This is a genomic window from Streptococcus sp. K0074, from assembly GCF_048843365.1.
In the GTDB taxonomy this organism is placed as follows: Bacteria; Bacillota; Bacilli; order Lactobacillales; family Streptococcaceae; genus Streptococcus; species Streptococcus mitis_BM.
The window spans coordinates 1169180-1195080 of record NZ_CP184836.1 but is presented as its reverse complement, the minus strand read 5'-3'; the positions used below and the strand labels follow the sequence as shown (position 1 = coordinate 1195080).

Here is a 25901-nt window from a genome sequence, read left to right as displayed (position 1 = left end):
GTAAAATTCCTTATTTATTGATTTCAAGCTCCGTCAACTGTGTTTGAATAACTGATAGTTCTGCACCAGCCTGAAGAAGAGCTGCTGCAGTATAGGCTCCTTCTACAATTGGAACCCTGTTGATGATGATACTCTTATCACTGAAATCAGCCACCATTTCTAAGTTCATTTTAGCAGAGCCGAGGTCAAAAAAAGCTAATAAAGTATCTGCTGGATTTTCAAAAACAACCCTGTCTACTTGATCAAAACTCGTTCCAATTCCTCCATCTTCGGTTCCTCCTACATAAGTAATCGGAACATCTTTAGCTACTTCACTAATTAGTTCAACGACACCTTGTGCAATGTGTTTGGAATGTGAAACGATAACAAGACCAATACTTCCCATTAAACCACCCCAGTTTCTAAAAGAGCAGTAAAGAGTAATCCTGATGAAAATGACCCAGGATCAATATGTCCAAGAGAACGTTCTCCTACATAAGATGCCCTTCCTTTAGTTGCAAGTAAATCTTTGGTAGCATTCACTACCTCATCAATAATCTCATGAGTCAATTGACCAGCAGACAAGGCAGCAATAACGGGAGTCCAAACGTCAACCATTGTCTTCTCTCCAACTTCTGCTTTCCCACGTTTGACAATCATATCCAAACCACTTTGTAAGATTTCTTCTAAATTCGAATTTGAATCAGCCTTGGCCATGCCCATAAAAGCAGAACCATACAAGGGTCCAGAAGCACCACCTACCTTACTCAGTAGTTGCATTGAGACAAGTTTAAACACATCACTGCTTGTCTCAAATTGCTTTCCTTCTAAGTTTTCCATAACTGCAGCCATGCCACGCGCCATATTTCCACCGTGGTCTCCATCACCTATAGGAGTGTCTAGCTCACTAAGATAATCTTTCTGTTCTTGAATCTTTTCATTAAAAAGCTTCATCCATTCAAGAGCTTGTTCAGCATTCATTTGACATTTCCTCCTTGAGTTTTACCAAGCTGGTGTAGTAACAGGTGCATTTAGAGAATCCAACCACTCATCATCTGCCAATCGAATCAATGTTAATGACAATCCATCCATATCGATTGAAGTCATGTAGTTTCCAATTTTCTTAAATGCCAACTGAACACCTTTTTCATGGAGTAATTTAGCCACATCATTTGCAAATACATATTGTTCCATAAGTGGTGTGCTTCCTAAACCATTGATGAGAAGCCCATAGCGTTCGCCAGCTTTAAGTTGGAAACCTTCAGATAATTTTTCAACCAACTCTGATGCCAATTGTGTGGAAGGCTGCATTTTCTCTTTTTTATATCCTGGCTCACCGTGAATACCAACTCCATATTCAAATTCATCGTCTTCTAGAACAAATCCTGGTTTGCCAACTTCAGGAACAGTTGCTCCAGACAAGGCTAGCCCAATTGTTTTAATTTCTAAGACAAGTTTATCGGCCAAATCCTTCATTTCAGCTAATGATTTACCAGAACGAGCCGCAGCACCCAAAATTTTATGAACTAAAATAGTACCTGCAACACCTCGACGACCTTGGGTATAGAGACTATTTTCAACAGCGATATCATCATCAACCACAACGCTTGCTACGTCAATACCTTCCATTTCAGCAAGTTCTTGTGCAATTTCAAAGTTCATGATGTCACCAGAATAGTTCTTGATAACCATGAAAACTCCAGCACCTTCATCAGCTGCCTTAATAGCCTCTAAAATTTGGTCCGGAGTTGGTGAAGTGAAGACTGCTCCACAAATGGCTGCAGACAACATTCCATCTCCTACAAATCCAGCATGACTTGGTTCATGTCCTGAACCTCCACCTGAAATGAGTCCAACTTTTCCTGTCTTTTCTGCCTTTCTAACGATGACATCAAAACCATCTAAGCGTTCTACCAAGTCATCATGCATGAATGACAATCCCTGCAACATTTCATCAACAACTTGTGTCGGTTCATTTATAATTTTTTTCATGAGAAACTCCTTTCGACATGTACCTTTGTTTTCGCTTTCATTATATATTTTTTATGGCTGGCTGATAAGGGACAGATTCTATTATTTGTCCCCTTTTAAACCCGTTTAAAAAAAATTTTTGGTAAAATAATGAAGTAAGTAAAAGAAAGGCTTCCTATGGCATCATCACTCATTACAAAAAAACGAATTGCCAAGGCATTTAGAGACCTATTAGCTACTAGAGAATTTGACAAAATCTCCATTGTAGATATCATGGAATCAGCTGGCATTCGTAGACAGACCTTTTACAATCACTTTCTTGACAAGTATGAACTGCTAGACTGGATATTTGAAAATGACTTAACCGAGTATATCACCAATAACTTGGACTTCATTTCGGGCCAAAAACTATTACAAGAATTATTTTTTTATTTCGAACAAGAGCGTGACTTTTATATTCAACTTTTTGATATTCAAGGGCAAAATAACTTCTATGACCACTTTATCAGCTACTGTCGCTTGCTTGTATCAAAAATTTTAAGAGAATACGGTCAGATTGATATCGATTCATCTGCTTATACTTGTTTTTTGTTAGACTATCATTCACATGCTCTAGCAGAAATCGTGAAGGCTTACGTCAATAAAAAAAGTCCAGTTCCACAACCAGACTTTCTAATCATGACAATTATTGGAAAGAGACCATAATGACATTTATTTCAAATCATAAACAGAAAATTATTTCAAGTTACATTTCGGCAACTGTCAGCAGTCATCCTGAATTAGAAAAACACCCTACCTTACCACTAGTCTATCAAAAAAATCGCAATCCTCATCAGGTGCCAATATTGGCGGGTGGAGGTTCCGGTCACGAACCTGCTCATATTGGATATGTGGGAAAAGGAATGCTTACTGCTGCTATTTATGGCCAATTATTTACTCCTCCTACAAGAACTGAAATCTTAGAGTCCATTCGTTTTTTAAACAATGGTCACGGTGTCTTCATCATTGTAAAAAATTTCGAAGCAGACATCAAAGAATTTAGCTCAGCCATTAACACTGCTAGAAAAGAAGGAATTAAAGTCGGCTATAGTCTAGCACACGACGATATTTCAATTGAACCTCACAATAGATTTCAAATTAGAGGAAGAGGGCTTGCAGGGACAATTTTACTTCATAAAATTCTAGGATTTGCAGCCCAAAATGGTGCCGACATCGAGCAACTAACTGATTTAGGTCATCAGCTTGCTCCCGAAATCGCAACAATTGGCTTTGCAACGAAAGCTGCTAGTCTCCCCCAAGCCACCCGTCCACTATTTAACTTAGAAGAAGGAAATATTTCTTATGGTATTGGGATACATGGCGAAGAAGGCTATCGTATCGTCCCATTCCAATCATCGGAAATCCTTGCAAATGAAATTATAAGTAAATTAAGATTGCACTATCATTGGAAAAAGGGTGATCAATTTATATTGCTTGTAAATAATCTAGGCACTACCAGCAACTTAGAAATGGGCATATTTATCAATGATCTCCTTCAACTCTTAGAAATTGAAGGAGTCACTATTACCTTTATAAAATCAGGAACATTTATGACCAGTCTAGATATGGCAGGTATATCCGTAACTCTTTGCCCTGCGAAAAATAAACAATGGTTAGAAGCGCTCAATGCTCCAACGACAGCTTTTGCATGGTAATTTGCTTGTATAAATCAAAAGGGCTCCATCACTTGGTAGCCCTTTGCTTTTATCTTATACTCAATGAAAATCAAAAAGCAAACTAGGAAACTAGCCGCAGGCTGTACTTGAGTACGGCAAGGCGACGTTGACGCAGTTTGAATTTGATTTTCGAAGAGTATTACGTTTAAAAGAACTCATTCTTTCTATTTCAAATAGGCCATCTATCCCTTACAATTCTTCTGATGTGCTTTGAGTTTTTTGCTAGCCCAATCATAGTGACTTGACGTGCTACTAACAAAGTAGGAACCTAGACTTGTTCCTCCCGTCCACTTATAGACACCTTTGGTAAAGAGTTCGTCATTGCTAAAAACTTCTATCAACTCTAAAACCTCTCTATGTGATTGTTCTAGGAGTCTAGTCGCTTCTTCTAAGGAGGTTTTCTGGTGCTTCTTCCAAAAAGCGACATTCATTTCTCCATAAGTTTTCCAATTATAAGGTTCAGGGAGAAAAGTTCTTTCGTGACCTTTTTGATTAGAATGTACCCAAGTCAAAAGTAACTGATGCCATTCATAAAGATGGATCAAGACATCCCGTAGATTTTTATCCCTTTTCCAGTGAACTTCTTTTTTCTTTGGGTCTCTTGAAAAATCAAATGGAGTCTGTATCTCATCTTCACTTAGTTGGGAGATGAAACGTTTGAGCTTTTCATAGTTTTCCTTAGAGGCCAGCACTAGCTCCTCTTTTGTTTTCGGTCTAGGCACAGGAGTTCTCCCTTCATATTGTTAGTTATTATTAGAAATTTTTTATTCTTAAAATCTCTATAACTTATCCTTTAATTTCTCAACAAAGAGATAGGCTGCTGGACAGGTCAAAGTATTCTTAATCGTCAAATGGTTGATTTGATGGATCTTTTTGCGATCTGTATGGGGGAACTCTCGGCAGGCCTTGGGACGAACATCATAGATGGAACAAAGATTATCTCCTCCTAGAAAGGGACAAGGCATGGATTTAAAAACCTTATCCCCATCTTCATCTACCTGAAGGAATTCAGCTTCAAAAGCTGGTAATTTCATCTTAAAATACTTAGCAATTCGTGTAATATCCGCTTCTTTAAAGTCAGGTCCCAATGTCTTGCAACAGTTGGCACAGGCAGTGCAATCAATTTCCTCAAAAACTTCTTGGTGAATCTGCTGGGCTATCTTGTCTAGGTTTTTAGGAGGTTTTTTCTTTAGATTGGCTAAAATTTTACGGTGTTCCTTTTGCTTTTGCAAGGCTAGCTGGTGGTAGTACTCAATATCAATTTCTTTAGACATGGTTTCTCTCTTATTCTATTTACTTCCCCCTATTATACCATGCCTCTGGAGCATTTAAAAGTGTACTTTATAAGACTATACTTTTCCAAAATGCGTCAAAAAAACCTTGCAACTAGGTTACAAGGTTAATGACATTAATCGAAGTTAACGTATTCTTTTTGAAGTTCAAGAACTTCTTCCATTGTTGAACACTCTGTAAGGGCACGGTTAGCGTACTCTTCCATCTTAGCAGTGTCCAATTTCTTCATCAAGCTACGTGTACGAAGTACAGATGTTGCTGACATAGAGAACTCATCCAAGCCCATTCCGACAAGAAGTGGAACAGCTTTTTGGTCACCAGCCATCTCACCACACATACCAGCCCATTTACCTTCAGCGTGAGCTGCCTTGATAACGTTGTTGATCAAGCGAAGGATTGATGGGTTATATGGTTGGTAAAGGTATGAAACTTGCTCGTTCATACGGTCTGCTGCCATTGAGTATTGGATCAAGTCGTTTGTACCAATTGACATGAAGTCTACTTCTTTTGCAAATTGGTCTGCAAGCATAGCTGCTGCAGGGATTTCAATCATGATACCAACTTGGATATCATCCGCAACTGCAACACCTTCAGCAAAAAGGTTTGCTTTTTCTTCTTCATAAACTGCTTTGGCTGCACGGAATTCTTTCAAAAGGGCAACCATTGGGAACATGATACGTAATTGACCATGAACAGAAGCACGAAGAAGAGCGCGGATTTGTGTACGGAACATTGCATCTCCAGTTTCAGAAATAGAGATACGAAGGGCACGGAATCCAAGGAATGGGTTCATTTCGTGTGGCATATCGAAGTAAGGAAGTTCCTTATCTCCACCGATATCCATTGTACGAACAACTACTGGTTTACCATTCATTCCCTCAAGTACAGCCTTGTATGCTTCATACTGCTCATCTTCAGTTGGGAAGTCTTGAGAATCCATGTACAAGAATTCTGTACGGTAAAGTCCAACAGCTTCAGCACCGTTGTTGTTAACACCTTCAACGTCTTTTGGAGTACCGATGTTAGCTGCCAACTCGAAGTGTTTACCGTCAGCAGTCACTGTTTGAGCATCTTTCAAAAGTGCCCATTCAGCTTTTTGTTTAGCATAAGCTTCACCAGCTGCTTTAAATTCTGCCGCTTGTTCATCTGTTGGGTTGATAATCACTTCACCAGTAATTCCGTTAACGGCAAGGATATCACCGTCTTTCACTACTTCAGTGATGTTATTTGTTCCCAATACAGCTGCAATTTCAAGTGTACGTGCCATGATAGCTGAGTGGCTTGTACGTCCACCGATGTTTGTTACAAAAGCTTTTACAAAGTTTTTGTCCAATTGAGCTGTATCAGATGGTGTCAAGTCATGCGCAATCACGATTACTTCTTCATTGATTGAAGCTGGGTTTGGCAATTTCTTACCAAGAAGGTTTGCCAACACACGTTTTGTCACGTCGCGGATATCCGCTGCACGTTCTTGCATGTATGGGTTGTCTTCCATGCCTTCAAAGATAGTGATGAACATGTCAGTCACTTCTTTAAGACCTGCTTCTGCATTGACTTTCTTGGCACGGATTGTTTCTTTAATCTGACCAATCAATTCTGGGTCAGAAAGAACCATCAAATGAGCGTCAAAAACTTGAGCCGCTTCTTCACCAAGCGTACCTACAGCTTTCTCACGGATAAGAGAAAGCTCGTTTTGAGAAGCTTCAAGAGCTACATCCAAACGAGCCTCTTCTGCGTTTGTATCTTCGACTGAAACAGTCTCGAATGACAAATCCGGTTGAACGAGTAGATATGCTTTTGCAACTGCAACACCGTCAGATGCCGCGATTCCTTTAAGCATTTCTGTCATTTTCCTTATGCCAATCCTTCTTTTTCCATTGTTTCTGAGATTGCAGCGATAGCGTCATCTGCATCTGCACCTTCAGCTGAGATAGTTACGTCAGCACCTTGGCCAACACCAAGACTCATAACACCCATGATTGATTTAAGGTTAACTGATTTACCTTTGTACTCAAGAGTGATATCTGAAGCAAATTTGCTAGCAGTTTGTACCAACAATGTTGCTGGACGTGCGTGAATACCTGTTTCTGCCACTACGTGGAAATCTTTAGAAGCCATAGTTTGACTCTCCTTTTGTTCTTTCTTTTTTGAGTTATATGTGATAACCCTTACAATTTGGTATTATATCATCTTCTCGGATTTTTTTCAAGCATTTTATGGGATTTATTCGATTTCCTTTCAGATAACTTCCTGAAAATCTTCTATTCTAGATAACAAAACACAGGATATAGTTTTCCAAAAAACTACTTGTAGGATAACTATCACTATTTCACAAAACAAACACTACATATTGTGTTTTGTGACCTCGAGTAGAAAAATAGACCACTATATTTAGTTTCAAATCATTGACAAAAATTTATTTTCTGATATACTAAGAAAGTAATCTATTTTGAAAGAGGAGTTACACAATGGTAACCGTTTATTCTAAAAACAACTGTGTCCAATGTAAGATGACCAAACGTTTCTTGGACAGTAATAATGTCGCTTATCGTGAAATCAATCTTGATGAGCAACCTGAGTACATCGATCAAGTTAAAGAGCTCGGTTTCAGCGCAGCTCCTGTTATCCAAACACCAACTGAAGTCTTTTCAGGTTTCCAACCAGGAAAATTGAAACAATTAGCATAATCTTAGTACATCATCCAGAAGAAACTGCTTCTAGGGCTAACTTAGAAGCCTTTCTTTTGTAATTAGATAAGGGAAATTTTATGGGATTAAAACATCTTGAAGACGTGACTTACTTCCGTCTCAATAACGAAATCAACCGTCCTGTTAATGGACAAATCATGCTTCATAAAGATAAGGAAGCCTTGGATGCCTTCTTTAAAGAAAATGTAGTTCCAAACACTATGGTTTTTGATTCAATTACTGATAAAATCAACTACCTCATTGAACACAACTACATCGAAACAGCCTTTATCAAGAAATACCGTCCAGAATTTTTGGAAGAATTGTCTCAATTTATCAAAGAACAAAACTTCCAATTCAAGTCTTTCATGGCTGCCTATAAGTTCTATAATCAATATGCCTTGAAGACTAACGACGGTGAATACTATCTTGAAAGCATGGAAGACCGTGTCTTCTTTAACGCCCTTTATTTCGCTGATGGGAATGAAGCTGTTGCAATCGATATTGCAAATGAAATCATCCACCAACGCTACCAACCTGCCACACCTTCCTTCTTGAATGCTGGACGTGCTCGTCGTGGGGAGTTGGTATCCTGTTTCTTGATTCAGGTCACAGATGACATGAACTCTATTGGACGTTCTATCAACTCTGCCCTTCAACTTTCACGTATCGGTGGTGGAGTGGGAATTTCCCTCAGCAACCTTCGTGAAGCTGGTGCACCTATCAAAGGATATGAAGGAGCAGCTTCTGGGGTCGTTCCAGTTATGAAACTTTTCGAAGATAGCTTCTCTTACTCAAACCAATTGGGTCAACGTCAAGGTGCTGGTGTTGTCTACCTCAACGTCTTCCACCCAGATATCATCGCTTTCCTTTCAACTAAGAAAGAAAACGCCGATGAAAAAGTTCGTGTCAAGACCCTTTCACTTGGTGTTGTGGTGCCCGATAAATTCTACGAACTAGCTCGTAAAAATGAAGAAATGTACCTCTTCAGCCCATACTCTGTAGAACTTGAATACGGTGTGCCATTCAACTACATTGACATCACTGAAAAATACGATGAACTAGTCGCAAATCCAAATATTCGCAAGACAAAAATCAAGGCGCGTGATTTGGAAACTGAAATCTCTAAATTGCAACAAGAGTCTGGTTACCCTTATGTCGTCAACATTGATACGGCTAACCGTGCAAATCCAGTTGATGGTAAGATTATCATGAGTAACTTGTGTTCTGAGATTCTTCAAATCCAAGAACCAAGCTTGATCAACGATGCGCAAGAATTCCTAAAAATGGGTACTGATGTTTCATGTAATCTCGGTTCAACAAACGTGGTAAACATGATGACTTCACCAGACTTTGGTCGTTCTATCCGTGCTATGGTTCGTGCTTTGACCTTTGTTACTGATAGTTCTCATATCGTAGCTGTGCCTACGATTGATCATGGAAATAGCCAAGCTCACACCTTTGGTCTTGGTGCCATGGGACTTCACAGCTACCTTGCACAACAACTAATTGAATATGGATCACCTGAGTCTGTTGAGTTTACAAGTATCTACTTTATGCTTATGAACTACTGGACTTTGGTTGAGTCAAACAATATTGCGCGTGAACGTGGTATTACCTTCCATAATTTTGAAAAATCAGACTATGCTAACGGAAGCTACTTCGACAAGTATATAACTGGCGAGTTTGTTCCAAAATCAGACCGTGTTAAAGAACTCTTCAAAGACGTCTTTATTCCGAGTGCTGCTGACTGGGCTGAACTTCGTGACAAGGTTCAAGCAGATGGTCTTTACCACCAAAACCGCCTTGCTGTAGCGCCAAATGGTTCTATCAGTTACATCAATGACGTTTCTGCTTCTATCCATCCGATTACACAACGTATCGAAGAACGTCAAGAAAAGAAAATCGGGAAAATCTACTACCCTGCTGCTGGCTTATCAACAGAAACCATTCCTTACTACACTTCTGCCTACGACATGGATATGCGTAAAGTCATCGATGTTTACGCCGCTGCAACTGAACACGTAGACCAAGGACTTTCACTTACTCTCTTCATGCGTAGTGACATTCCAAAAGGTCTTTACGAATGGAAGAAAGAAAACAAACAGACAACACGTGACTTGTCTATCCTTCGTAACTATGCCTTTAACAAGGGTATCAAGTCTATCTACTACGTCCGTACCTTTACAGACGACGGTGGAGAAGTCGGTGCCAACCAATGTGAAAGCTGTGTGATTTAGTTTTTAATCAAAGGAATTACTATTTCTCTGTAAGTTTAGTAAGCTAGCATCAAAAGAGAACTTAATCAAACATTTTATAAACTAGCTAAGCACATGTAAAAGTCGGTTCTCCGACTTTTTGTGCGATACACTAAAGGAATTATCATAAAGCAAAAACGATTGTACAACAGCATTATTATATACAGAAAGAGATTTCAAATGGAAACTTACTACAAAGCCATTAACTGGAATGCCATCGAAGATGTCATCGACAAATCAACTTGGGAGAAACTGACGGAGCAATTCTGGCTTGATACACGTATTCCCTTGTCAAATGACTTGGATGACTGGAGAAAGCTATCAAGTGTAGAAAAAGACTTAGTTGGAAAAGTCTTTGGTGGTTTAACCCTTCTCGACACTATGCAATCTGAAACTGGAGTTCAAGCCCTTCGCGCAGACATCCGTACACCACACGAAGAAGCTGTTTTCAATAACATCCAATTTATGGAATCTGTCCACGCTAAATCTTATTCATCAATCTTTTCTACCTTAAATACCAAGGCTGAGATTGAAGAAATTTTCGAATGGACCAATACCAATCCTTACCTACAAAAGAAGGCTGAGATTGTTAACGAAATCTACCTAAACGGTAACCCACTTGAAAAGAAAGTAGCCAGCGTTTTCCTTGAAACCTTCCTCTTCTACTCTGGTTTCTTCACTCCCCTCTACTACCTTGGTAATAACAAACTAGCCAACGTTGCGGAAATCATCAAACTGATTATTCGTGATGAATCTGTTCACGGAACCTACATTGGTTACAAATTCCAACTTGGTTTCAATGAATTGCCTGAAGAAGAGCAAGAAAAACTCAAAGAATGGATGTACGATCTGCTCTATACTCTTTACGAGAATGAAGAAGGCTATACAGAAAGCCTCTATGACGGTGTTGGTTGGACGGAAGAAGTCAAAACCTTCCTTCGCTACAATGCTAACAAGGCGCTCATGAACCTGGGACAAGATCCACTCTTCCCAGACTCAGCTGATGATGTCAACCCAATCGTTATGAACGGTATTTCAACAGGAACTTCCAACCACGACTTCTTCTCTCAAGTCGGAAATGGTTACCTCCTTGGTGAAGTTGAAGCCATGCAAGACGATGACTACAACTACGGTTTGGACTAACTCAATTATTCCAGAACTGATAACGAATATCATGGTTTGTTTAAAACAACCATGGTATTTTTGTTTTTGTTTTCTTTTGTTTTTTAAATTGATTGATTGAACACTTTATGATAAAATAGTAATAGAAATAGAGGTGATAACGATGCTAAAGCAGGAAAAACTAGATAATATTCTAGAAACGGTAAATACAAAGGGAACTATTACTGTAAAAGAAATCATGACTCGCTTGGATGTATCAGATATGACTGCTAGACGCTACTTGCAAGAGTTAGCTGATAAAGATTTACTTGTTCGGGTTCACGGTGGAGCTGAAAAAATTCGCACAGGCTCCATTTTAAATAATGAACGTTCCAATACTGAAAAACAAAGCTTACAGATTGCAGAAAAACAAGAAATCAGCCGTTTTGCAGGCCATTTAATTGATGAAGGAGAAACCATTTTTATTGGCCCAGGTACAACCTTGGAATCTTTTGCCCGTGAACTTCCAATTGATAATATTCGTGTTGTAACAAACAGTTTACCAGTCTTTCTCATCTTAAACGAACGAAAACTAACAGATTTGATTTTAATCGGTGGAAACTATCGCTCTATTACTGGAGCCTTTGTGGGAACACTAACCTTGCAAAACTTGGCTAATCTTCAATTTTCTAAAGCCTTCGTTAGCTGTAATGGTATTAAGGACAATGCGATTGCGACCTTTAGTGAAGAGGAAGGTGAATCCCAACGCATCGCCCTCAATAATTCCAATAAAAAATACTTACTAGCTGACAATAGTAAGTTCAATAAATTTGATTTCTATACCTTCTACAATATCTCTGATATTGATACCATCGTTTCAGATTCTAAACTGAGCAAAGAAACCTTCGAACAACTTTCAAAACAAACAAAAATTATTCTTTCTAAACCATAAAACTGAGGATTGATAAAATATAAAATGCGTCATATCAAGAAAATAAGAATCTTAATATGACGCATTTTTTTGATGAAGATTTTTACAAAGAGTTTCCTAGATTCTTTATGATTGTTGAAACGGCACAAAATCTGAATCAAAGAAGATATTATCCCGTTCTTCAGGACTGATAAAATTTAAAAAGATATTTTTAAATTCTTCCAGCTCATAGTCTGAATGGCAAATCCATTCTTTACCGGTCGAGACATACCATTTCCCAAGATTTTTCAGCTCATCATTAGTCAAACAAGGTATTTGAGAACATTTATCAAAATTGATAATATAAACTTTTTCATAAATTGATTGGATAAAATCTTTGAACATCTTTTTGCCTCACTAGAATTCTATATCTAATTACTAATTCTACTAGTCTATAATCTGACTTTCCGCTACTTTCTTGTACCAGTGAGCTGATTTCTTAGGATAACGTTCTTGAGTTTCAAAGTCTACATAGAAGAGACCATAACGTTTCTCATATCCATTTGACCATGAGAAGACGTCCATTAATGACCAAATGAAGTAACCTTTTACATTAACGCCATCTGCAATCGCATCAGACAAGACTTCCAAGTGTTGTTTCACATAATCAATACGACCATCATCGTAAACAGTGTTATCGACAAACTCATCTTTATAACCAAGTCCATTTTCAGTGATGTAAATCTTCTTGTAGTTAGGATAATCTTTCTTCACTCGCATGATTTGATCATACAAACCTTGAGGATATATAATCCAATCCCAGTCTGTACGTGGTACATAGTCAGGAGCTACACGACGACCAACACCTTTGATTTGGTATTTAGAGCTTCCTTTCTCACCCTTACCATTATGGATAATTTCAGTTTCTCCATCAAAGGCTTCCATCCAGTCACTCATATAGTAATTGATTCCAAGGAAGTCGTTCAAATCTTTTGCTGCTTCTAATGCTGTGAAATCTTCTTCACGAAGATCTAAGCTACCACCATTGACTGATAAGATATGGTTGACACCTTCCATTGTTTCATCTGAATAGCGACCTAGATAAGTTGCATCTAAGATAAATTTATTGTGAATAATATCTTCCAACTCAGCAGCGCGAACATCTGCTGGATTTTCAGGATCTAGAGGATATTTAGTAGGCAGTGCGTGAACAACACCAATTTCACCTTTATAACCTTTATCTTTATATAGCTTGACTGCACGCGCATGAGAAACCATCATATTGTGGTGCGATTGGAAGACTTTGGCAAGGTCGTACTGAATTCCTGGAGGGAATTTACCAACCAAGTATTGACCATCACCGATTGGTCCAATTTCATTAAAGGTTGTCCAATAGTTAACTTCTGGGAATTCTTCAAAACAGAAAGCCGCGTATTCTACAAAGTGTTCAATATTTTCACGGTTTAAGAAGTCTCCATTTGAGTGGAGAGCTTCTGGCGTGTCAAAGTGATGAAGAGTTACAAAGGGCTCAACATGACGTTTGTGACACTCTGCAAATAGATTATGATAAAACTCAACACCTTTAGCATTTACTTGACCATAACCAGTCGGGAAAATACGTGACCAGGCAATAGAAATTCGAATACCATTGACACCATACTCTTCTGCTAGCTTGAGGTCAACTGGATATCGATTGTAAAAGTCACTGGCTGGTTCTGCAGTGTACCAGTAGTTATCTTCAAGATATTTATCCCACGCTACTGGTCCTTTACCATCAGTATGTGTAGCACCTTCTGCTTGATAGGCAGCTGTTGCGCCACCAAAAATAAAGTCTTTTGGTAATGTTTTTGTCATTTTTTTCACCTATTTCTTGATTTAAATAAAGTAAAAGTGAGAGGAGAGGAGTCAGTGAGCCATCCTTCTCCATCTCACTTCTTGTAGCAAGTCACTGAATTGTGACATGAGGAGGTAAAAACGATATCTTTTTACCGACGAATTAATAAGGCGATTAGGAAATTCGCCATAGCGATTTCCGTAACGAGAGGAAACTATTTCATAGTCCCTATTATTAATCGAATTGTGACATGAGGAGGTAAAAACGATATCTTTTTACCGACGAATTAACAAGGCGATTAGGAAATTCGCCATAGCAATTTCCGTAACGAGAGGAGACTGTTTCAGAGTCCCTATCGTTAATCGAATTGCGCTTGCACGAATGCTAGAGCACCTTTTCCATCACGAGTTAATTTGATGTATTGAGCGCCTTCTGTCTTGGCAAGTTTAATACCGAGTTTATCTGTTTCTGCTTTCATATCTTCAAAGTTTGAAGCAACTTGAGGGGCAAGGATAACCAAATCAAACTCTGGTAACATTTCACGGTGAGCACCATAGCCACCTGCTGCTGCTTTCACAGGAACATTGTATTCTGCAGCTGCCTTGTTCAAAGCATTTGCAAGGAGACCACTTGTACCTCCACCAGCACAGAGAACGAGGACATTTGTTTCTTCAGTGATGGTGTTTTGTGCTGCTTCTACACCAGCTTTTTCAAGAATAGCATCCGCTTTTGCAGTGTTGAAGTTTGCAGCAACTTTTTCTTTCAATTCATCATTAGACTTACCTGAACGCTCTTCTTCTAGAATTTGTTCATCATAGACCTTAAGGAATGGATAGTAAATGGCAACGTCAACCACGATTAGAAGGGCAGCAAGAATGAATGATAGAACTTGGAAGTTAGTACCAAGAACTAGACCTAGTGGAGCTGGGGTTGTCCATGGTAGATTAGCAGTAAATGAATTCATTCCAAGAGTTTCAATAAAGAATTTGAAGATCCAAACGTTTGCGATTGGAGCAAAGATAAATGGAATGAAGAAGATTGGATTCAAAACAAGAGGTGCACCAAACAAGATTGGTTCATTTACACCAAAGAAAGTTGGAACTACTGAAGCGCGTCCGATTGCACGGTTACGTTTAGATTTTGTTAACCACATGAACATGAATGGAACAACCAGTGTCGCACCAGTACCACCCATGGTAACGATAAACATTTGTGTACCAGAAGTAAGAATCTTGTCAGCGTGCATACCTTGTTGGAGAAGGTTCAAGTTGACTTCGGCATTTGCATATGTAATTGCTGCGATAGCAGGCTCAACAATAGATGGACCGTGAATACCCACAAACCAGAAGAAGGCAAAGGCACCAAAGATAATGGTAATACCAAGATAGCCATCGGCTGCAGAGAATAATGGAGCAAAGAATTTACCGATTGATTCAGCTACGCTTGCCCCCACAAAATGACGAGCTAGTAAATCAAGAATATAAAGAGAAACAACAGATAGAGTGAATGGAATCACATCTTTAAAGACTTGTGAAATATTTGGTGGAACTTCGTCAGGCATACGAATGGTAACGTTGTTCTTAACACAGACCTTATAGATAGCTACGGTAACAAAGGCAGCAAGGAAGGCTGAAAGCAAACCTTTTGTCCCCAAGAATCCAGTAGCTAGACCATTTTCGATAGGATCAGCTGCCAACATCAACAAACCAACAATTGCTGCTAACAATGTTGACATATAGTTGATTTGATTGGTTTTCTCCATGCTACGGTTTACTGAGTCGGTCAGTGATTTAGCTGTTGTACCAGCTACCAAGAGAGCTAGAATCCCCATTGAATAGCTATAAGGTTTCATGAGGAGATTAACAACATCATCAGACCATTTAAAGCCCCATGAGTTTGGTACAAAAGCAATCAAGATAAAGATACTTGAGAAGAGAATAACAGGCATACCTGCGATAAATCCATCCCGAATAGCGCGAAGATAGATATTACGAGATAATTTCTCAAAGAAAGGTTTTCCTTTCTCAATAAATGCAATTAGTTTGTTCATTATTTAACTCCTCTCTTATAAAGTTCGATTAAGTGGTGCATCAAATCTTTTAACAAGACAGTTGTCATCAAGTGGTCTTGGCCATGCATCATGGTTACACTATAAGCTAAGTCCTCACCAGAAGCTTCCTTAGTCAATAGACTTGTTTGCGCGTGGTGAGCCTCTGCAATGCAAGAACCAGCTTCCTCAACTAAGCTGTCTGCTTTCGCAAAATCACCAGCTTCAGCAGCCTTTAAAGCTTCCAATAGTTTTGAACGAGCATCGCCAGCATAGGCTACGATTTCAAAACCTAACAATGTTACTTCTTCTCTATTCATGATAGAATTCTCCTTATATAGTTTTAAATAAATTTTTATGACAATAAACGTTGGATATGTAGAACTAGATAAACTCGTTCACTTTTATACAAATCAAGACCTGTATGTTGCGTAATCACATCATAGATCTTGGAACCAATCTCGAAGGCTTTTGGGTAGGATTGTTTGATAAGGTCTTCCATATCAAGAAGCGATTGGTTATCATCTCTTGATCTGTCTAAATAATCCAAGAAATAATTCAAATGGATCATGAAGCGATCATAGAAATGGTTATTCTCTTTGGTTCGTTGAATTGCATAATCCGTTAAAACTTCTTCAACATTCCTGAGAATTTCTTTCCTCTTATCAATCGACTCCACAAGTTCCACTTCATTTTCACCTTCGGCATTAATGAAATGATAAGCAATCCGAATAATTTCGTCCTCAGGAAAATGATCCGCTAGCTTCTGACGGTAAATTTCAAATGCTTCATTTGCGATTTGAAAAGCGACAGGATACTTAGTGGAAATATCTGGCAGATTACTATCCTTGTACCTTCCTTGTGCTAGAGCTTGGTAAGAACAGTAAATATGATCTGTCAAGGTTACGTAGAGATACTCTTGAATCGGATAATGATATTTCTTTGAGAGCTTATCAATGATTTCATAAGTCACTGTGATAAAATCAAGCGGAACATCTTTGAGGAGAGCCATAAAGTTTTCTCTGGATTCTTCGGTCTTCATCCGAAAGATTTTCTCAACCTGATGTTCAGCAATCAAATCCCCTTTCTTCTTTCCAAATGTAATCCCTTTACCAATCACAATCACTTCTTCTCCTTTATCATTTCTGACAAGCGAGACATTGTGATTCATTGGATTTAGAATTCGATACATGTCAACCTCCTTTTATATCTTAAAGGTATATGAGTACAAAAAATGACCACAAATGAACTAGAAAATCAGCCGATTTCTAATTCACCTGTGATCATGCCTAATATTACTTAGTAACACTCACCTTGTATTAACTTGTGATTTAAGTATAGCACAAGTAAGTTATTTTGTAAACCCTTACATGCAACTTTTTTAAAAATTTTTTTAGATTCATGTTCCTAAACTAGAAGGACTTTCTTAAACGCGTTCTTTCCATGAAGTCGCTGTTGTTTGAAGAACTTTATTGAGTTCATCAATGTTTTCAAATCCAGTTGTGCGAAGCCATTCGCGTGCTGCTTCTTCACCATCTTTGATGTATGCTTCAACTGATCCAGCCCATGTTGCACGGCCACAAAGAACTCCGTTAAAGTTTGCACCTGATTCATGGGCAAATACAAGAGTATCTTGGAAGAGTTTAGCTGATACACCAGCACTCAAGTAGATGTATGGCAAGTTAGTTGCTTCATCTTGGGCTTTGAAGAAGGCTGCTGCTTCTTCACGTGTATATACTACTTCACCCTCAGCGAAACCTTCAACATATTTAATGTTAACAGGAACTTCTACTTTCAAGACATCAATGTTAAAGCGTGGGTCTGAGAAGACTTTCATAGCACCGATAACTTTGTGTGGTTTTACTTTAGCGTATTCTACAGAACCTGCGTCAGCAATTTTTTCATCGTAAGCAAGGATTTCAAGGAAGAATGGGATATCTTCAGCCACACACTCAGAACCGATACGTTCGATGTAAGCTTGTTTTTCTTGGTTAAGTTCGTCTGAGCTATCTACGTCATAGTAAAGCAAGAATTTAACTGCATCTGCACCTTCTTCTTTAATACGTTTTGCAGACCAAACATCCAAGCAGTCTGGCAAACGTTTTGTACTTGTTGTGTCATAGCCTGTTTTTTCATAAGCAAGGAGAAGACCAGCTTTTTCATCAAGAGCTTTAGTCGCTGGAAGTCCATATTCAGGGTCAAGAAGCATAGATGAAGCGTATTTGGTCAATTCATCTGCTACCAAGACTTTGAGTTCTTCCATTTGAGCCACTGTTGGTTCTTCTGTTTGGTGTTGAGCCATGAGGCGTTTTAAAGCACCACGTTGGTCAAATGCAAGAGCTGAGATGATACCATTTTCGTCAGAAAGTTTTTCTAAGCGTGCACGTTTTTGTTCTGTTAAAGCCATTTTATACCTCTTTTACTATTAATTGATCATATAGAGCTTGATAGTTGGCCATGTTGACATGACCAGTCATTTTTTCTTGAGCATTGAGCATACCAAGGACATTTGCCTTGATGAGTAATTCTGCATCCGATTCTTTGTGAAGAAGTCCTGAAGAAATTCCTGCCACAGTAGAGTCTCCAGATCCGACAGGATTGACCACCTGAATTCTAGGAATATCTACCTTGTAGAAAGTGTCACCATGTTTGGCAAAAGCACCGTTGGCACCAAGTGAAACGATAATCCATTCAATACCTGCAAACAAAGGTTCTTGAAGTACTTCTTTTAATTCATCCAAATCCTCAGAAACTTCTCTTCCAAGAAGCTGAGATAATTCCTCATTATTTGGTTTGATGACTGTTGGTTTATGTGGTGATTCAAGAACAGCCTGAAGTGCTGCACCAGAGCAGTCCAAGACAACAGGCTTGCCAGCTTGATTAGCAAGTTCTACCAAGCTCGCATAGTAATCAACTGGAAGGCCAGCTGGGAGACTACCTGAGATAGCTACTACTTCAACTGAGTCCAGAAGATTTTTGAAATGTTCCAAAAAGTCTTGACCTTCCTGTTCCAATACTTCAGGACCTTTTTCTAGAACTTCTGTTTGGTTGTCTCCGTGAAGAATAGCGATACAGTTACGAGTTTCTCCCTGAATAGAAAAGAAATCTTTCTTAACATTATCATCAATATTTTCAACTAAAAACTCACCAAGTTTACCACCAACTAAACCAGTAGCAAGAACTGAATCTCCAAATTCTGAAAGTACTCGGGTAACATTGAGTCCCTTACCACCAGCCGTTTTGGTTACATCCACCACACGATTGACAGTATCAATCTTCAACTCATCCAAGGGATAGGAAATATCAATGGATGGGTTCATTGTGACTGTTAAAATCATAGGTCACCTCTTAGTCGTGGTATTCTCCGCGATCCCATTTTTCAAGGAATTCAGTGAAGAAGTTTGCGTCTGTTTGTTGAGCATTGTGACTTTCAACGTGTTCAATTTTCGCAATCAATTTTTTGTTTTCTTCAGATGGTTTGTATTCAGCATGGATGAAAGCTTCAATAATATCACACATGAGCAATTCACCAGTAATCTTACCACCAAAACCGATAACGTTGGCGTTCAATTGTTCTTTAGCATAAAGGGCTGTTGTCATATCACGAACCAAGGCAGAACGGACACCTGGAACTTTATTTACAGCGTTGTTGATACCAACTCCAGTACCACAGATACATACCCCAAGATCAGCTTGACCACTAGTTACAGCCTCCCCTACTTTTTTACCAAAGATTGGGTAGTGAGTACGTGTATGGTCATATGTACCAAAGTCAAAGACTTCATATCCTTTTGATTTCAAAAATTCTGAAACCGCCATTTTTTCATCTGTTACGATGTGGTCACATCCAATTGCAATTCTCATTTTTAACTTACCTTTCTTACTGTAATCTAATTAGCACATTTTGTTCAACATGTCGACACGAATTTGGTGACGTCCACCATCGTATTTACCGTTAACAAATCCTTTAGCAATGTTTTTAGCCAATTCATCACCAACAAGTTGTGCACCCATAGTGATCATACGTGAGTTGTTGTGGCCACGAGTCATATAAGCTGAACGTTCGTCAGATACTTCTGCAGCAACCATTCCTTTGATCTTAGTTGCAACCATAAATGGACCAGCTCCATAAGCATCAATCACGATACCAAGGTTTTGTTCTTCTTTGTTTACTTCTGCAGCAACAGCAAGAGTCACATCAACAAAGTCTTGACCTTCAGCTGTAACATCCACAACGTGGAAGTTTTCTTTTTCCAAGAAGTCTTTCACAACTTCTTTCAATCTCAAACCTGCAGCATCTGCACCGATAACAATAGACATATTGTATACTCCTTTTATTTTTCTAGGCTAGTAAAACCTTTTATAGTTAGTAGTTTACCTACAAAAAGCTTTCTAGCAGTTTATTGACAAATTGGATTGAATGAGATGAAGTACACACCTTATTCAAGTTTAGGAAACCAATTTCCTAGAAATAATCTTTCTCCACGAAAGAGAATATAACAAGTGATTGTTTGTTTGTGACAAACATCATTTGTTGCTTACAAACATAATATACTCCTATTTCTTAAAAAAGTCAACAATTAATGTTTGTTTTTGTGTTTTTTTAATTAAAAAATTTCGATATCAAAACCAATTTGATCTACTTGAGCAGGTTCTAGGAGACGAACATTCTTCTTATCTTCTAGATGATCTCCTTCTTCAAGGGATGTTGACAAGCCAGACCATGGTTCAAAAGCAATGAAAGGTCCTTTATTCAAAGTTGACCATATAATGAGGTTTGGAAACTCTGCAAAACGAACTTTCAATCCCTTATCATGTTTACGAGAACGAAGGGCAATTGTTCTAGATTGCAATTCATCTAAGGTGACTGCATCAGTGCTGAAAAGATCATAGCTGAGGTCTAATTCTTTTTGACCTTCTAGCCATGGACTTCTATCTTGAAAATCAAGCATACCTGTTTCTGGGAAAGGACGTGGAACAGAGCAAGTCTCTTCTTTTTCAAACTCTAGATAATAATCTTCATAGACTTCATCATCAAGCAGAGGACAATTAAATCCTGGATGTCCACCAATAAAGTAAGGCATGACCTTGCTAATTTCTTTATTAAATATTTTGTATTGAGTCCGTACTGTCTTTCCAGTAAGGATATAAGTGATTTCTAAGCGGAAATGATAAGGGTAGTTCTGATAGCTATTCTCATCGTCTTCAATTGCAAAAGTTACACTATTATCTGTCTGTTCAACTAATTCAAATTCTTTCTTACGAACCAAACCATGACGAGGAATCTTTCCTTTGATTTCTTGTCCATTATCATCTATATAAAGTGCTGTATCCTCTCTCAATGAACCACAAATGGGGAAGAGAACAGGAGCTTGTCCACTCCAATAAGTAGCATCTCCTTGCCACAAATACTCAACTCCCTCGGCATCTTTTATAGAAGAAAGAGCCCCACCAAAACTGTTAAATTCAACTCTTAATTGTTCTGATTTTAATTCAATTACCATTATTTTCTCCGATTTCTTGATAGTTTATAAAAAACTAGGCTGTCACTCCTAATGGATGTCGACAACCTAGCTTTAACAATTTACATTTTATAGGAGCGCATTATTTTGCTTTTGCTGCGTACTCTTCGTTACGTTTGATCATTTGTTTTCTGTACCATGCAAAGATACCGATATAGAATACAAGGAAGACTACAGCACCAAGGATTGCTTTGATATCACCTGTTGTAGTGTTACCAATTGTCCAACCAAGAAGTTTTTCGATTGGTCCTTCAAGAGTTGAGTGAGTAATCAATTGAGTTTGGCTCACACCTTCTGGGAATGCACCTACACCTTTAGCAAGTTCTGTTGCAAATGGAGCGATAAGTGTACCTGAAAGAAGGAAGAGTGGCAACAAGAGTGTTCCGAAGATAATCATACGGAGCAATTTACCACGTGTTACAACCAAGAGAGCTGGAGTAACACCCATAGCGATGATACCTGCAAGTGGCAAGATACCATTTCCGACGTTTGAAAGAAGCACAGCTTCAACCAACATGATTGGTGCAAGTACGTTTGCACAAGCCCAAACTTCAGCACGACCAGCGATGAAAGGCCAGTCAAGACCGATGTTGAATTTACGTCCTTGAAGACGTTTAGTAGCAACGTTTGTAATACCTTGTGAAAGTGGCTCTACGGCAGCGATGAACCATGAACCGATAAGTGAGAAGAGTTCCAAAGACATACCAGCTGTCAAACCAAGAGACAACCAACCTTTAATAACTAATTGCCAGTTTGCTGCATCTTCTACGCCAGCAACTGGATGTGGAGTACCCATCAAACCGATAACGATACCAAGGATGAAACCGATGAAGAATTTAGATCCCCAGAAACCGATTTTCTTGTTCAATTTAGCAGCATCAAAGTCATATTTATCAAGACCTGGGAAGAATTTTTCAAAAATCTTATCCAAAACCATGATAACTGGGTTCATCATGTAGTTCATGTGAGTTGAAGTCATTGGTGATGAACTTGGTGCGTTAAGAAGGTCATCAAATGTAGGTTTCATCAAATCAGAGTTGATGATTTTAAGAACACCTACAAGGACAACTGCTGCAGTGGCGATGAAGAGTGAAACCCCTTGGCTTACACCGTTGTTGTCTGCATACCATTTAATCAAAAGACCTGTGATAGACAAGTGCCAGATATCGAAGATATCAACGTCAAGTGTATCAGTTTTCTTCATAGCAAGCATCACTACGTTGACAATCAACATGATGAGCAAGAAGTAAAGTGTCCAAGCAGATCCCCAAGTGATTGTAGCAAGTGGTGCCCAACCAACGTCAGTGATGTTCAATTGAATACCAGTATTTTCAACGAATTTTGCAAGTGATGCTGAGAAAGCACCATTCAGCATACCGATGATAGCACCGATACCAGTAAGAGCGATGGCAAGTTTGATACCACCTTCAAGTGCTTTGGAGAATTTCACTCCAAAAAGTAGAGCCAATACTGTCAAAATGATCAGCATGATGATTGGCCCACCCATATCCAAGATAGGTTTGAACAGCTTATTGGCTAGTTCGATAATGACATCCATAATAGTTCCTCCCTTTTTATAGTTATATGAATGTTAACAAATTAAAATTAGCTTAACCCGTGTTCTTTGATAGCTGCTTCAATATTATCAAATACGGGAGCACTCATTGCTGGGATACGGAATAAGATTGGTCCAGCTTCGATAACTGGAATACCTGGGTCAAAACCAAGATCTGTTGCAGCAATTGGTGTAAAAATGCCATAACCTTTGATAAGGTCTTCATTAACGTCTTTTACCATAACTGCATCACAGTGAACATCAAAACCGCGGTTTGAAAGTTCTTCTTCAAGAGCACTTTTAATTTGGTGGCTTGAGTTAACACCTGCACCGCAGGCAGCAAGAATTTTAATCATATGGATTTCCTCCGATTTAATATTTTTAATAGACAAAATTAAGCAATTGCTTCAGCAATATAAGCATAGAGGGCTTCTGGTTCAGAAATTTTTGATAGGTCTTCAAGATGACTATTTCCAGTAAAGAAGTCCATCAACTGAGCAAGAATGTTCGTTTGACTTGAACTTGAGTTATTAATGATAAAGAAGAGCAAGGATACTTCTACTTCCTTATCTGGCGCAATCATATTGTGGAAAGTCACTGGTTTTTCTAATCGAACGACCACAACTTTTTCGGCTAGATTATGAACAATATCTGTGTGAGGAATAGCCACATTCGGCAAATCCTTACCCAAAAATTCCATATCTAGGCCAGTTGGAAATGACTTTTCACGCGTGATCAAGGCTTCACGATAAGTTGGAGTTACGATTTCTCGTTCTTCCAATAAAGTAGCAACCTGATCAAAGAGATGTTCTTGATTATCCGCTTCTAAGCAAAACACAAGGTTTTTGTCAAAGAAATGATCTAATCCCATAAGGTTTTCCCTTCTTTCCATTAACTTTATGCTATAAGTATAACACTATATGAAATCGTTGTCATTAATTTTTTGTTGTTTTTTGTCCTTTTTTTTGATTATTTTGTTTATTTTTTATCTTTATAAGCAAAACAAACATTTAAAACAAACACTTTAAACGATTTAATCCTATTATAAATGCAAAAAAACAGGCCTATTTAAGCCTGTTTTACTATTGATTCTTATGTAAGTTTCCTGTGAACAAGAAAAACAATTATGATAACTTATTCTTCATCCATGCTCAAGACGCTAAGGAAGGCTTCTTGTGGAACTTCTACTGATCCGATAGCTTTCATGCGTTTCTTACCAGCTTTTTGTTTTTCAAGCAGTTTACGCTTACGAGAAACGTCACCACCATAACATTTAGCAAGTACGTTCTTACGAAGGGCCTTGATATCAGTACGAGCGACAATTTTGTGTCCAATAGCCGCTTGAATTGGTACCTCGAATTGTTGACGAGGGATAATTTTCTTGAGCTTATCAACGATGAGTTTCCCACGTTCGTAAGCAAAGTCCTTGTGAACGATAAAGCTGAGGGCATCCACCTTGTCTCCATTGAGAAGGATATCCATTTTGACCAGCTTAGATGGGCGATACTCTGACAATTCGTAGTCAAAACTTGCATAACCACGTGTTGAAGACTTGAGTTTATCAAAGAAGTCGAAGACGATTTCAGCAAGTGGAATTTGATAGATAACATTGACACGGTTATCATCAATATAGTCCATAGTCACAAAGTCACCACGCTTGCGCTGAGCTAGCTCCATTACTGCTCCGACGAACTCCTGTGGTACCATGATCTGCGCTTTAACATAAGGCTCTTCAATGGTCGCAATCTTAGTTGGGTCTGGGAACTCAGATGGGTTAGACACATCCATAGACTCGCCGTCGGTCAAGTTGACCTTATAGATAACAGATGGAGCTGTCATGATGAGGTCAATGTTGAACTCACGTTCTAAACGCTCTTGGATAACATCCATATGGAGAAGCCCAAGGAATCCACAACGGAAACCAAATCCAAGCGCCTGCGATGTTTCTGGTTCAAACTGCAGACTGGCATCATTCAGTTGCAATTTTTCAAGGGCTTCACGAAGGTCATTGTACTTGTTTGATTCGATTGGATAGAGACCCGCAAAGACCATAGGATTCATCTGCTTGTAACCATGTAATGGCTCTGCCGCAGGATTGGTTGCCAAGGTAACCGTATCACCCACACGAGTATCCTGAACCGTCTTGATAGAAGCCGCAATGTAACCAACGTCACCAGTCGCAAGGAAATCACGACCAACTGCTTTCGGCGTGAAAATACCAACTTCTGTCACATCAAAGGTCTTACCATTGCTCATAAGCTGAATCTTATCACCAGGTTTGACCACTCCATCCATAACACGCACTTGGAGGATAACTCCACGGTAAGCATCGTAAACAGAGTCAAAAATCAAGGCCTTCAGTGGTGACGTCACATCACCTGTTGGCGCTGGCACTTTTTCTACGATTTGCTCAAGAATTTCTTCGATACCGATACCAGCCTTGGCAGATGCTAAGACTGCTTCACTGGCATCCAAACCAATCACATCTTCAATCTCCGTACGCACGCGCTCAGGATCTGCAGCCGGTAGGTCAATTTTGTTAATGACTGGCATGATTTCCAAATCATTGTCCAAGGCCAGATAAACGTTGGCAAGGGTTTGGGCCTCAATCCCTTGGGCAGCATCGACCACCAAAATCGCTCCCTCACAGGCAGCTAGCGAACGTGAAACTTCATAGGTAAAGTCAACGTGCCCCGGCGTGTCAATCAAGTGGAAAATATAAGTTTCCCCATCTTTGGCAGTGTAATTCAACTCGATGGCATTAAGTTTAATGGTAATCCCACGTTCCCGCTCTAAATCCATACTATCCAAAAGCTGGGCCTGCATTTCACGACTTGAAACCGTCTCAGTTTTTTCCAAAATGCGGTCTGCTAGAGTTGATTTCCCGTGGTCAATATGGGCGATAATAGAGAAGTTACGAATCTTCTCCTGTCGTTTTTTCAATTCTTCTAAGTTCATGATTCTCTTCCTTTCAGGGTATCTATTTATTATAAATTGTTTTTGACATTTTGACAAGACCATACCCTGCT

The 25901-nt window shown here is 38.9% G+C and carries 27 protein-coding genes; 6 read left to right on the top strand and 21 right to left on the bottom strand.

The window, feature by feature from the left end:
- Positions 1–10: 10 nt before the first annotated feature.
- Genes dhaM through dhaK form a run of 3 tightly spaced genes read right to left on the bottom strand, consistent with a single transcriptional unit; the run spans position 11 to position 1971 of the window.
- A complete protein-coding gene (gene dhaM / locus ACN076_RS05780) occupies positions 11–385 on the bottom strand; it encodes a dihydroxyacetone kinase phosphoryl donor subunit DhaM (RefSeq protein ID WP_060805549.1) in 375 nt (124 codons plus the stop codon).
- A complete protein-coding gene (gene dhaL, locus ACN076_RS05775; protein ID WP_420789585.1) occupies positions 385–960 on the bottom strand; it encodes a dihydroxyacetone kinase subunit DhaL in 576 nt (191 codons plus the stop codon). Before dhaL ends, dhaM begins: the two co-directional genes overlap by 1 nt.
- 21 nt (positions 961–981) lie before the next feature.
- Positions 982–1971, bottom strand: a complete 990-nt coding sequence (gene dhaK / locus ACN076_RS05770; RefSeq protein ID WP_420789584.1) for a dihydroxyacetone kinase subunit DhaK — start codon at positions 1969–1971, stop codon at positions 982–984.
- Between the two features lie 156 nt (positions 1972–2127).
- Between dhaK and dhaS the strand changes: the two genes are divergently transcribed.
- Positions 2128–2655 (top strand): dihydroxyacetone kinase transcriptional activator DhaS, encoded by a 528-nt coding sequence (gene dhaS, locus ACN076_RS05765; protein WP_084928536.1) that lies wholly within the window; start codon positions 2128–2130, stop codon positions 2653–2655.
- Positions 2655–3644 carry a DhaKLM operon coactivator DhaQ gene (gene dhaQ / locus ACN076_RS05760; protein WP_420789583.1) on the top strand — a complete coding sequence of 330 codons (990 nt, stop codon included), beginning with the start codon at positions 2655–2657 and terminating at the stop codon, positions 3642–3644. Before dhaS ends, dhaQ begins: the two co-directional genes overlap by 1 nt.
- A gap of 203 nt (positions 3645–3847) precedes the next feature.
- Here dhaQ and ACN076_RS05755 read toward each other — a convergent pair whose 3' ends face one another.
- The 4 genes from ACN076_RS05755 to ACN076_RS05740 all read right to left on the bottom strand — a co-directional run bounded on the left by ACN076_RS05755 (position 3848) and on the right by ACN076_RS05740 (position 7076).
- Entirely contained in the window at positions 3848–4387 is a 540-nt protein-coding gene (locus tag ACN076_RS05755; protein WP_261037578.1) for a ClbS/DfsB family four-helix bundle protein, read from the bottom strand.
- 57 nt (positions 4388–4444) lie between these two features.
- Positions 4445–4939 (bottom strand): YkgJ family cysteine cluster protein, encoded by a 495-nt coding sequence (locus ACN076_RS05750; protein ID WP_000031466.1) that lies wholly within the window; start codon positions 4937–4939, stop codon positions 4445–4447.
- Positions 4940–5073: 134 nt separating this feature from the next.
- Positions 5074–6807, bottom strand: coding sequence for a phosphoenolpyruvate--protein phosphotransferase (gene ptsP / locus ACN076_RS05745; protein WP_153193769.1), 1734 nt, complete (start codon positions 6805–6807; stop codon positions 5074–5076).
- 5 nt (positions 6808–6812) lie between these two features.
- Complete coding sequence (locus ACN076_RS05740) at positions 6813–7076, bottom strand: phosphocarrier protein HPr (protein WP_000146947.1); 264 nt, start codon at positions 7074–7076, stop codon at positions 6813–6815.
- 350 nt (positions 7077–7426) lie between these two features.
- Here ACN076_RS05740 and nrdH point away from each other — a divergent pair, with 350 nt between their 5' ends.
- The 4 genes from nrdH to ACN076_RS05720 all read left to right on the top strand — a co-directional run bounded on the left by nrdH (position 7427) and on the right by ACN076_RS05720 (position 11956).
- Positions 7427–7645 (top strand): glutaredoxin-like protein NrdH, encoded by a 219-nt coding sequence (gene nrdH, locus ACN076_RS05735; RefSeq protein ID WP_000259240.1) that lies wholly within the window; start codon positions 7427–7429, stop codon positions 7643–7645.
- Between the two features lie 80 nt (positions 7646–7725).
- Complete coding sequence (gene nrdE, locus ACN076_RS05730) at positions 7726–9885, top strand: class 1b ribonucleoside-diphosphate reductase subunit alpha (protein ID WP_261229720.1); 2160 nt, start codon at positions 7726–7728, stop codon at positions 9883–9885.
- 198 nt (positions 9886–10083) lie between these two features.
- The gene (gene nrdF / locus ACN076_RS05725) at positions 10084–11046 is read left to right on the top strand and encodes a class 1b ribonucleoside-diphosphate reductase subunit beta (RefSeq protein ID WP_000451388.1); all 963 of its coding nucleotides are present in this window, start codon (positions 10084–10086) and stop codon (positions 11044–11046) included.
- Positions 11047–11188: 142 nt separating this feature from the next.
- A complete protein-coding gene (locus ACN076_RS05720; protein ID WP_033680188.1) occupies positions 11189–11956 on the top strand; it encodes a DeoR/GlpR family DNA-binding transcription regulator in 768 nt (255 codons plus the stop codon).
- Positions 11957–12061: 105 nt separating this feature from the next.
- Here the strand turns inward: ACN076_RS05720 and ACN076_RS05715 are convergent, their stop codons facing one another.
- The 14 genes from ACN076_RS05715 to lepA form a co-directional block, all read right to left on the bottom strand.
- Positions 12062–12319: a DUF3884 family protein gene (locus ACN076_RS05715; protein WP_020900696.1), complete on the bottom strand. Its 258-nt coding sequence runs from the start codon at positions 12317–12319 to the stop codon at positions 12062–12064.
- Positions 12320–12361: 42 nt separating this feature from the next.
- Complete coding sequence (gene lacG, locus ACN076_RS05710) at positions 12362–13768, bottom strand: 6-phospho-beta-galactosidase (RefSeq protein ID WP_020900695.1); 1407 nt, start codon at positions 13766–13768, stop codon at positions 12362–12364.
- Between the two features lie 338 nt (positions 13769–14106).
- The gene (locus tag ACN076_RS05705) at positions 14107–15798 is read right to left on the bottom strand and encodes a lactose-specific PTS transporter subunit EIIC (RefSeq protein WP_261024843.1); all 1692 of its coding nucleotides are present in this window, start codon (positions 15796–15798) and stop codon (positions 14107–14109) included.
- The gene (locus ACN076_RS05700; RefSeq protein WP_001078325.1) at positions 15798–16115 is read right to left on the bottom strand and encodes a PTS lactose/cellobiose transporter subunit IIA; all 318 of its coding nucleotides are present in this window, start codon (positions 16113–16115) and stop codon (positions 15798–15800) included. The genes ACN076_RS05705 and ACN076_RS05700 overlap by 1 nt, the downstream gene beginning before the upstream one ends.
- 35 nt (positions 16116–16150) lie before the next feature.
- Positions 16151–16987 (bottom strand): PRD domain-containing protein, encoded by an 837-nt coding sequence (locus ACN076_RS05695; protein ID WP_420789582.1) that lies wholly within the window; start codon positions 16985–16987, stop codon positions 16151–16153.
- 234 nt (positions 16988–17221) lie between these two features.
- Positions 17222–18202, bottom strand: coding sequence for a tagatose-bisphosphate aldolase (gene lacD / locus ACN076_RS05690; RefSeq protein ID WP_001229115.1), 981 nt, complete (start codon positions 18200–18202; stop codon positions 17222–17224).
- 1 nt (position 18203) lies between these two features.
- Positions 18204–19133 (bottom strand): tagatose-6-phosphate kinase, encoded by a 930-nt coding sequence (locus ACN076_RS05685; RefSeq protein WP_420789581.1) that lies wholly within the window; start codon positions 19131–19133, stop codon positions 18204–18206.
- A gap of 10 nt (positions 19134–19143) precedes the next feature.
- Entirely contained in the window at positions 19144–19659 is a 516-nt protein-coding gene (gene lacB, locus ACN076_RS05680; protein ID WP_420789580.1) for a galactose-6-phosphate isomerase subunit LacB, read from the bottom strand.
- A gap of 30 nt (positions 19660–19689) precedes the next feature.
- Positions 19690–20115, bottom strand: coding sequence for a galactose-6-phosphate isomerase subunit LacA (gene lacA / locus ACN076_RS05675; protein ID WP_000029277.1), 426 nt, complete (start codon positions 20113–20115; stop codon positions 19690–19692).
- A 287-nt stretch (positions 20116–20402) separates the two neighbouring features.
- Positions 20403–21299, bottom strand: coding sequence for an aldose 1-epimerase family protein (locus ACN076_RS05670; protein ID WP_247949287.1), 897 nt, complete (start codon positions 21297–21299; stop codon positions 20403–20405).
- Positions 21300–21399: 100 nt separating this feature from the next.
- On the bottom strand, positions 21400–22875 hold the full coding sequence (locus ACN076_RS05665; protein WP_420789579.1) for a PTS galactitol transporter subunit IIC: 1476 nt from the start codon (positions 22873–22875) through the stop codon (positions 21400–21402).
- A gap of 47 nt (positions 22876–22922) precedes the next feature.
- Positions 22923–23228 (bottom strand): PTS fructose transporter subunit IIB, encoded by a 306-nt coding sequence (locus tag ACN076_RS05660; RefSeq protein ID WP_420789578.1) that lies wholly within the window; start codon positions 23226–23228, stop codon positions 22923–22925.
- Positions 23229–23266: 38 nt separating this feature from the next.
- Positions 23267–23743: a PTS sugar transporter subunit IIA gene (locus ACN076_RS05655; RefSeq protein WP_000521976.1), complete on the bottom strand. Its 477-nt coding sequence runs from the start codon at positions 23741–23743 to the stop codon at positions 23267–23269.
- Between the two features lie 263 nt (positions 23744–24006).
- Positions 24007–25830, bottom strand: a complete 1824-nt coding sequence (gene lepA, locus ACN076_RS05650) for a translation elongation factor 4 (protein ID WP_084926386.1) — start codon at positions 25828–25830, stop codon at positions 24007–24009.
- Positions 25831–25901 lie beyond the last annotated feature (71 nt).

Bases quoted from the DNA above. Each gene is read 5' to 3' on its own strand.
- lacD (WP_001229115.1), bottom strand. From the start codon at position 18,202: ATGGCTTTAACAGAACAAAAACGTGCACGCTTAGAAAAACTTTCTGAC.
- lacG (WP_020900695.1), bottom strand. From the start codon at position 13,768: ATGACAAAAACATTACCAAAAGACTTTATTTTTGGTGGCGCAACAGCT.
- nrdE (WP_261229720.1), top strand. From the start codon at position 7,726: ATGGGATTAAAACATCTTGAAGACGTGACTTACTTCCGTCTCAATAAC.
- ACN076_RS05705 (WP_261024843.1), bottom strand. From the start codon at position 15,798: ATGAACAAACTAATTGCATTTATTGAGAAAGGAAAACCTTTCTTTGAG.
- ACN076_RS05700 (WP_001078325.1), bottom strand. From the start codon at position 16,115: ATGAATAGAGAAGAAGTAACATTGTTAGGTTTTGAAATCGTAGCCTAT.
- dhaM (WP_060805549.1), bottom strand. From the start codon at position 385: ATGGGAAGTATTGGTCTTGTTATCGTTTCACATTCCAAACACATTGCA.
- dhaL (WP_420789585.1), bottom strand. From the start codon at position 960: ATGAATGCTGAACAAGCTCTTGAATGGATGAAGCTTTTTAATGAAAAG.
- lacA (WP_000029277.1), bottom strand. From the start codon at position 20,115: ATGTCTATTGTTATCGGTGCAGATGCTGCAGGTTTGAGATTGAAAGAA.
- ACN076_RS05685 (WP_420789581.1), bottom strand. From the start codon at position 19,133: ATGATTTTAACAGTCACAATGAACCCATCCATTGATATTTCCTATCCC.
- nrdF (WP_000451388.1), top strand. From the start codon at position 10,084: ATGGAAACTTACTACAAAGCCATTAACTGGAATGCCATCGAAGATGTC.
- lacB (WP_420789580.1), bottom strand. From the start codon at position 19,659: ATGAGAATTGCAATTGGATGTGACCACATCGTAACAGATGAAAAAATG.
- ptsP (WP_153193769.1), bottom strand. From the start codon at position 6,807: ATGACAGAAATGCTTAAAGGAATCGCGGCATCTGACGGTGTTGCAGTT.
- ACN076_RS05715 (WP_020900696.1), bottom strand. From the start codon at position 12,319: ATGTTCAAAGATTTTATCCAATCAATTTATGAAAAAGTTTATATTATC.
- lepA (WP_084926386.1), bottom strand. From the start codon at position 25,830: ATGAACTTAGAAGAATTGAAAAAACGACAGGAGAAGATTCGTAACTTC.
- ACN076_RS05670 (WP_247949287.1), bottom strand. From the start codon at position 21,299: ATGGTAATTGAATTAAAATCAGAACAATTAAGAGTTGAATTTAACAGT.
- dhaK (WP_420789584.1), bottom strand. From the start codon at position 1,971: ATGAAAAAAATTATAAATGAACCGACACAAGTTGTTGATGAAATGTTG.
- ACN076_RS05740 (WP_000146947.1), bottom strand. From the start codon at position 7,076: ATGGCTTCTAAAGATTTCCACGTAGTGGCAGAAACAGGTATTCACGCA.
- ACN076_RS05665 (WP_420789579.1), bottom strand. From the start codon at position 22,875: ATGGATGTCATTATCGAACTAGCCAATAAGCTGTTCAAACCTATCTTG.
- ACN076_RS05720 (WP_033680188.1), top strand. From the start codon at position 11,189: ATGCTAAAGCAGGAAAAACTAGATAATATTCTAGAAACGGTAAATACA.
- dhaQ (WP_420789583.1), top strand. From the start codon at position 2,655: ATGACATTTATTTCAAATCATAAACAGAAAATTATTTCAAGTTACATT.
- ACN076_RS05750 (WP_000031466.1), bottom strand. From the start codon at position 4,939: ATGTCTAAAGAAATTGATATTGAGTACTACCACCAGCTAGCCTTGCAA.
- ACN076_RS05695 (WP_420789582.1), bottom strand. From the start codon at position 16,987: ATGTATCGAATTCTAAATCCAATGAATCACAATGTCTCGCTTGTCAGA.
- ACN076_RS05660 (WP_420789578.1), bottom strand. From the start codon at position 23,228: ATGATTAAAATTCTTGCTGCCTGCGGTGCAGGTGTTAACTCAAGCCAC.
- nrdH (WP_000259240.1), top strand. From the start codon at position 7,427: ATGGTAACCGTTTATTCTAAAAACAACTGTGTCCAATGTAAGATGACC.
- dhaS (WP_084928536.1), top strand. From the start codon at position 2,128: ATGGCATCATCACTCATTACAAAAAAACGAATTGCCAAGGCATTTAGA.
- ACN076_RS05655 (WP_000521976.1), bottom strand. From the start codon at position 23,743: ATGGGATTAGATCATTTCTTTGACAAAAACCTTGTGTTTTGCTTAGAA.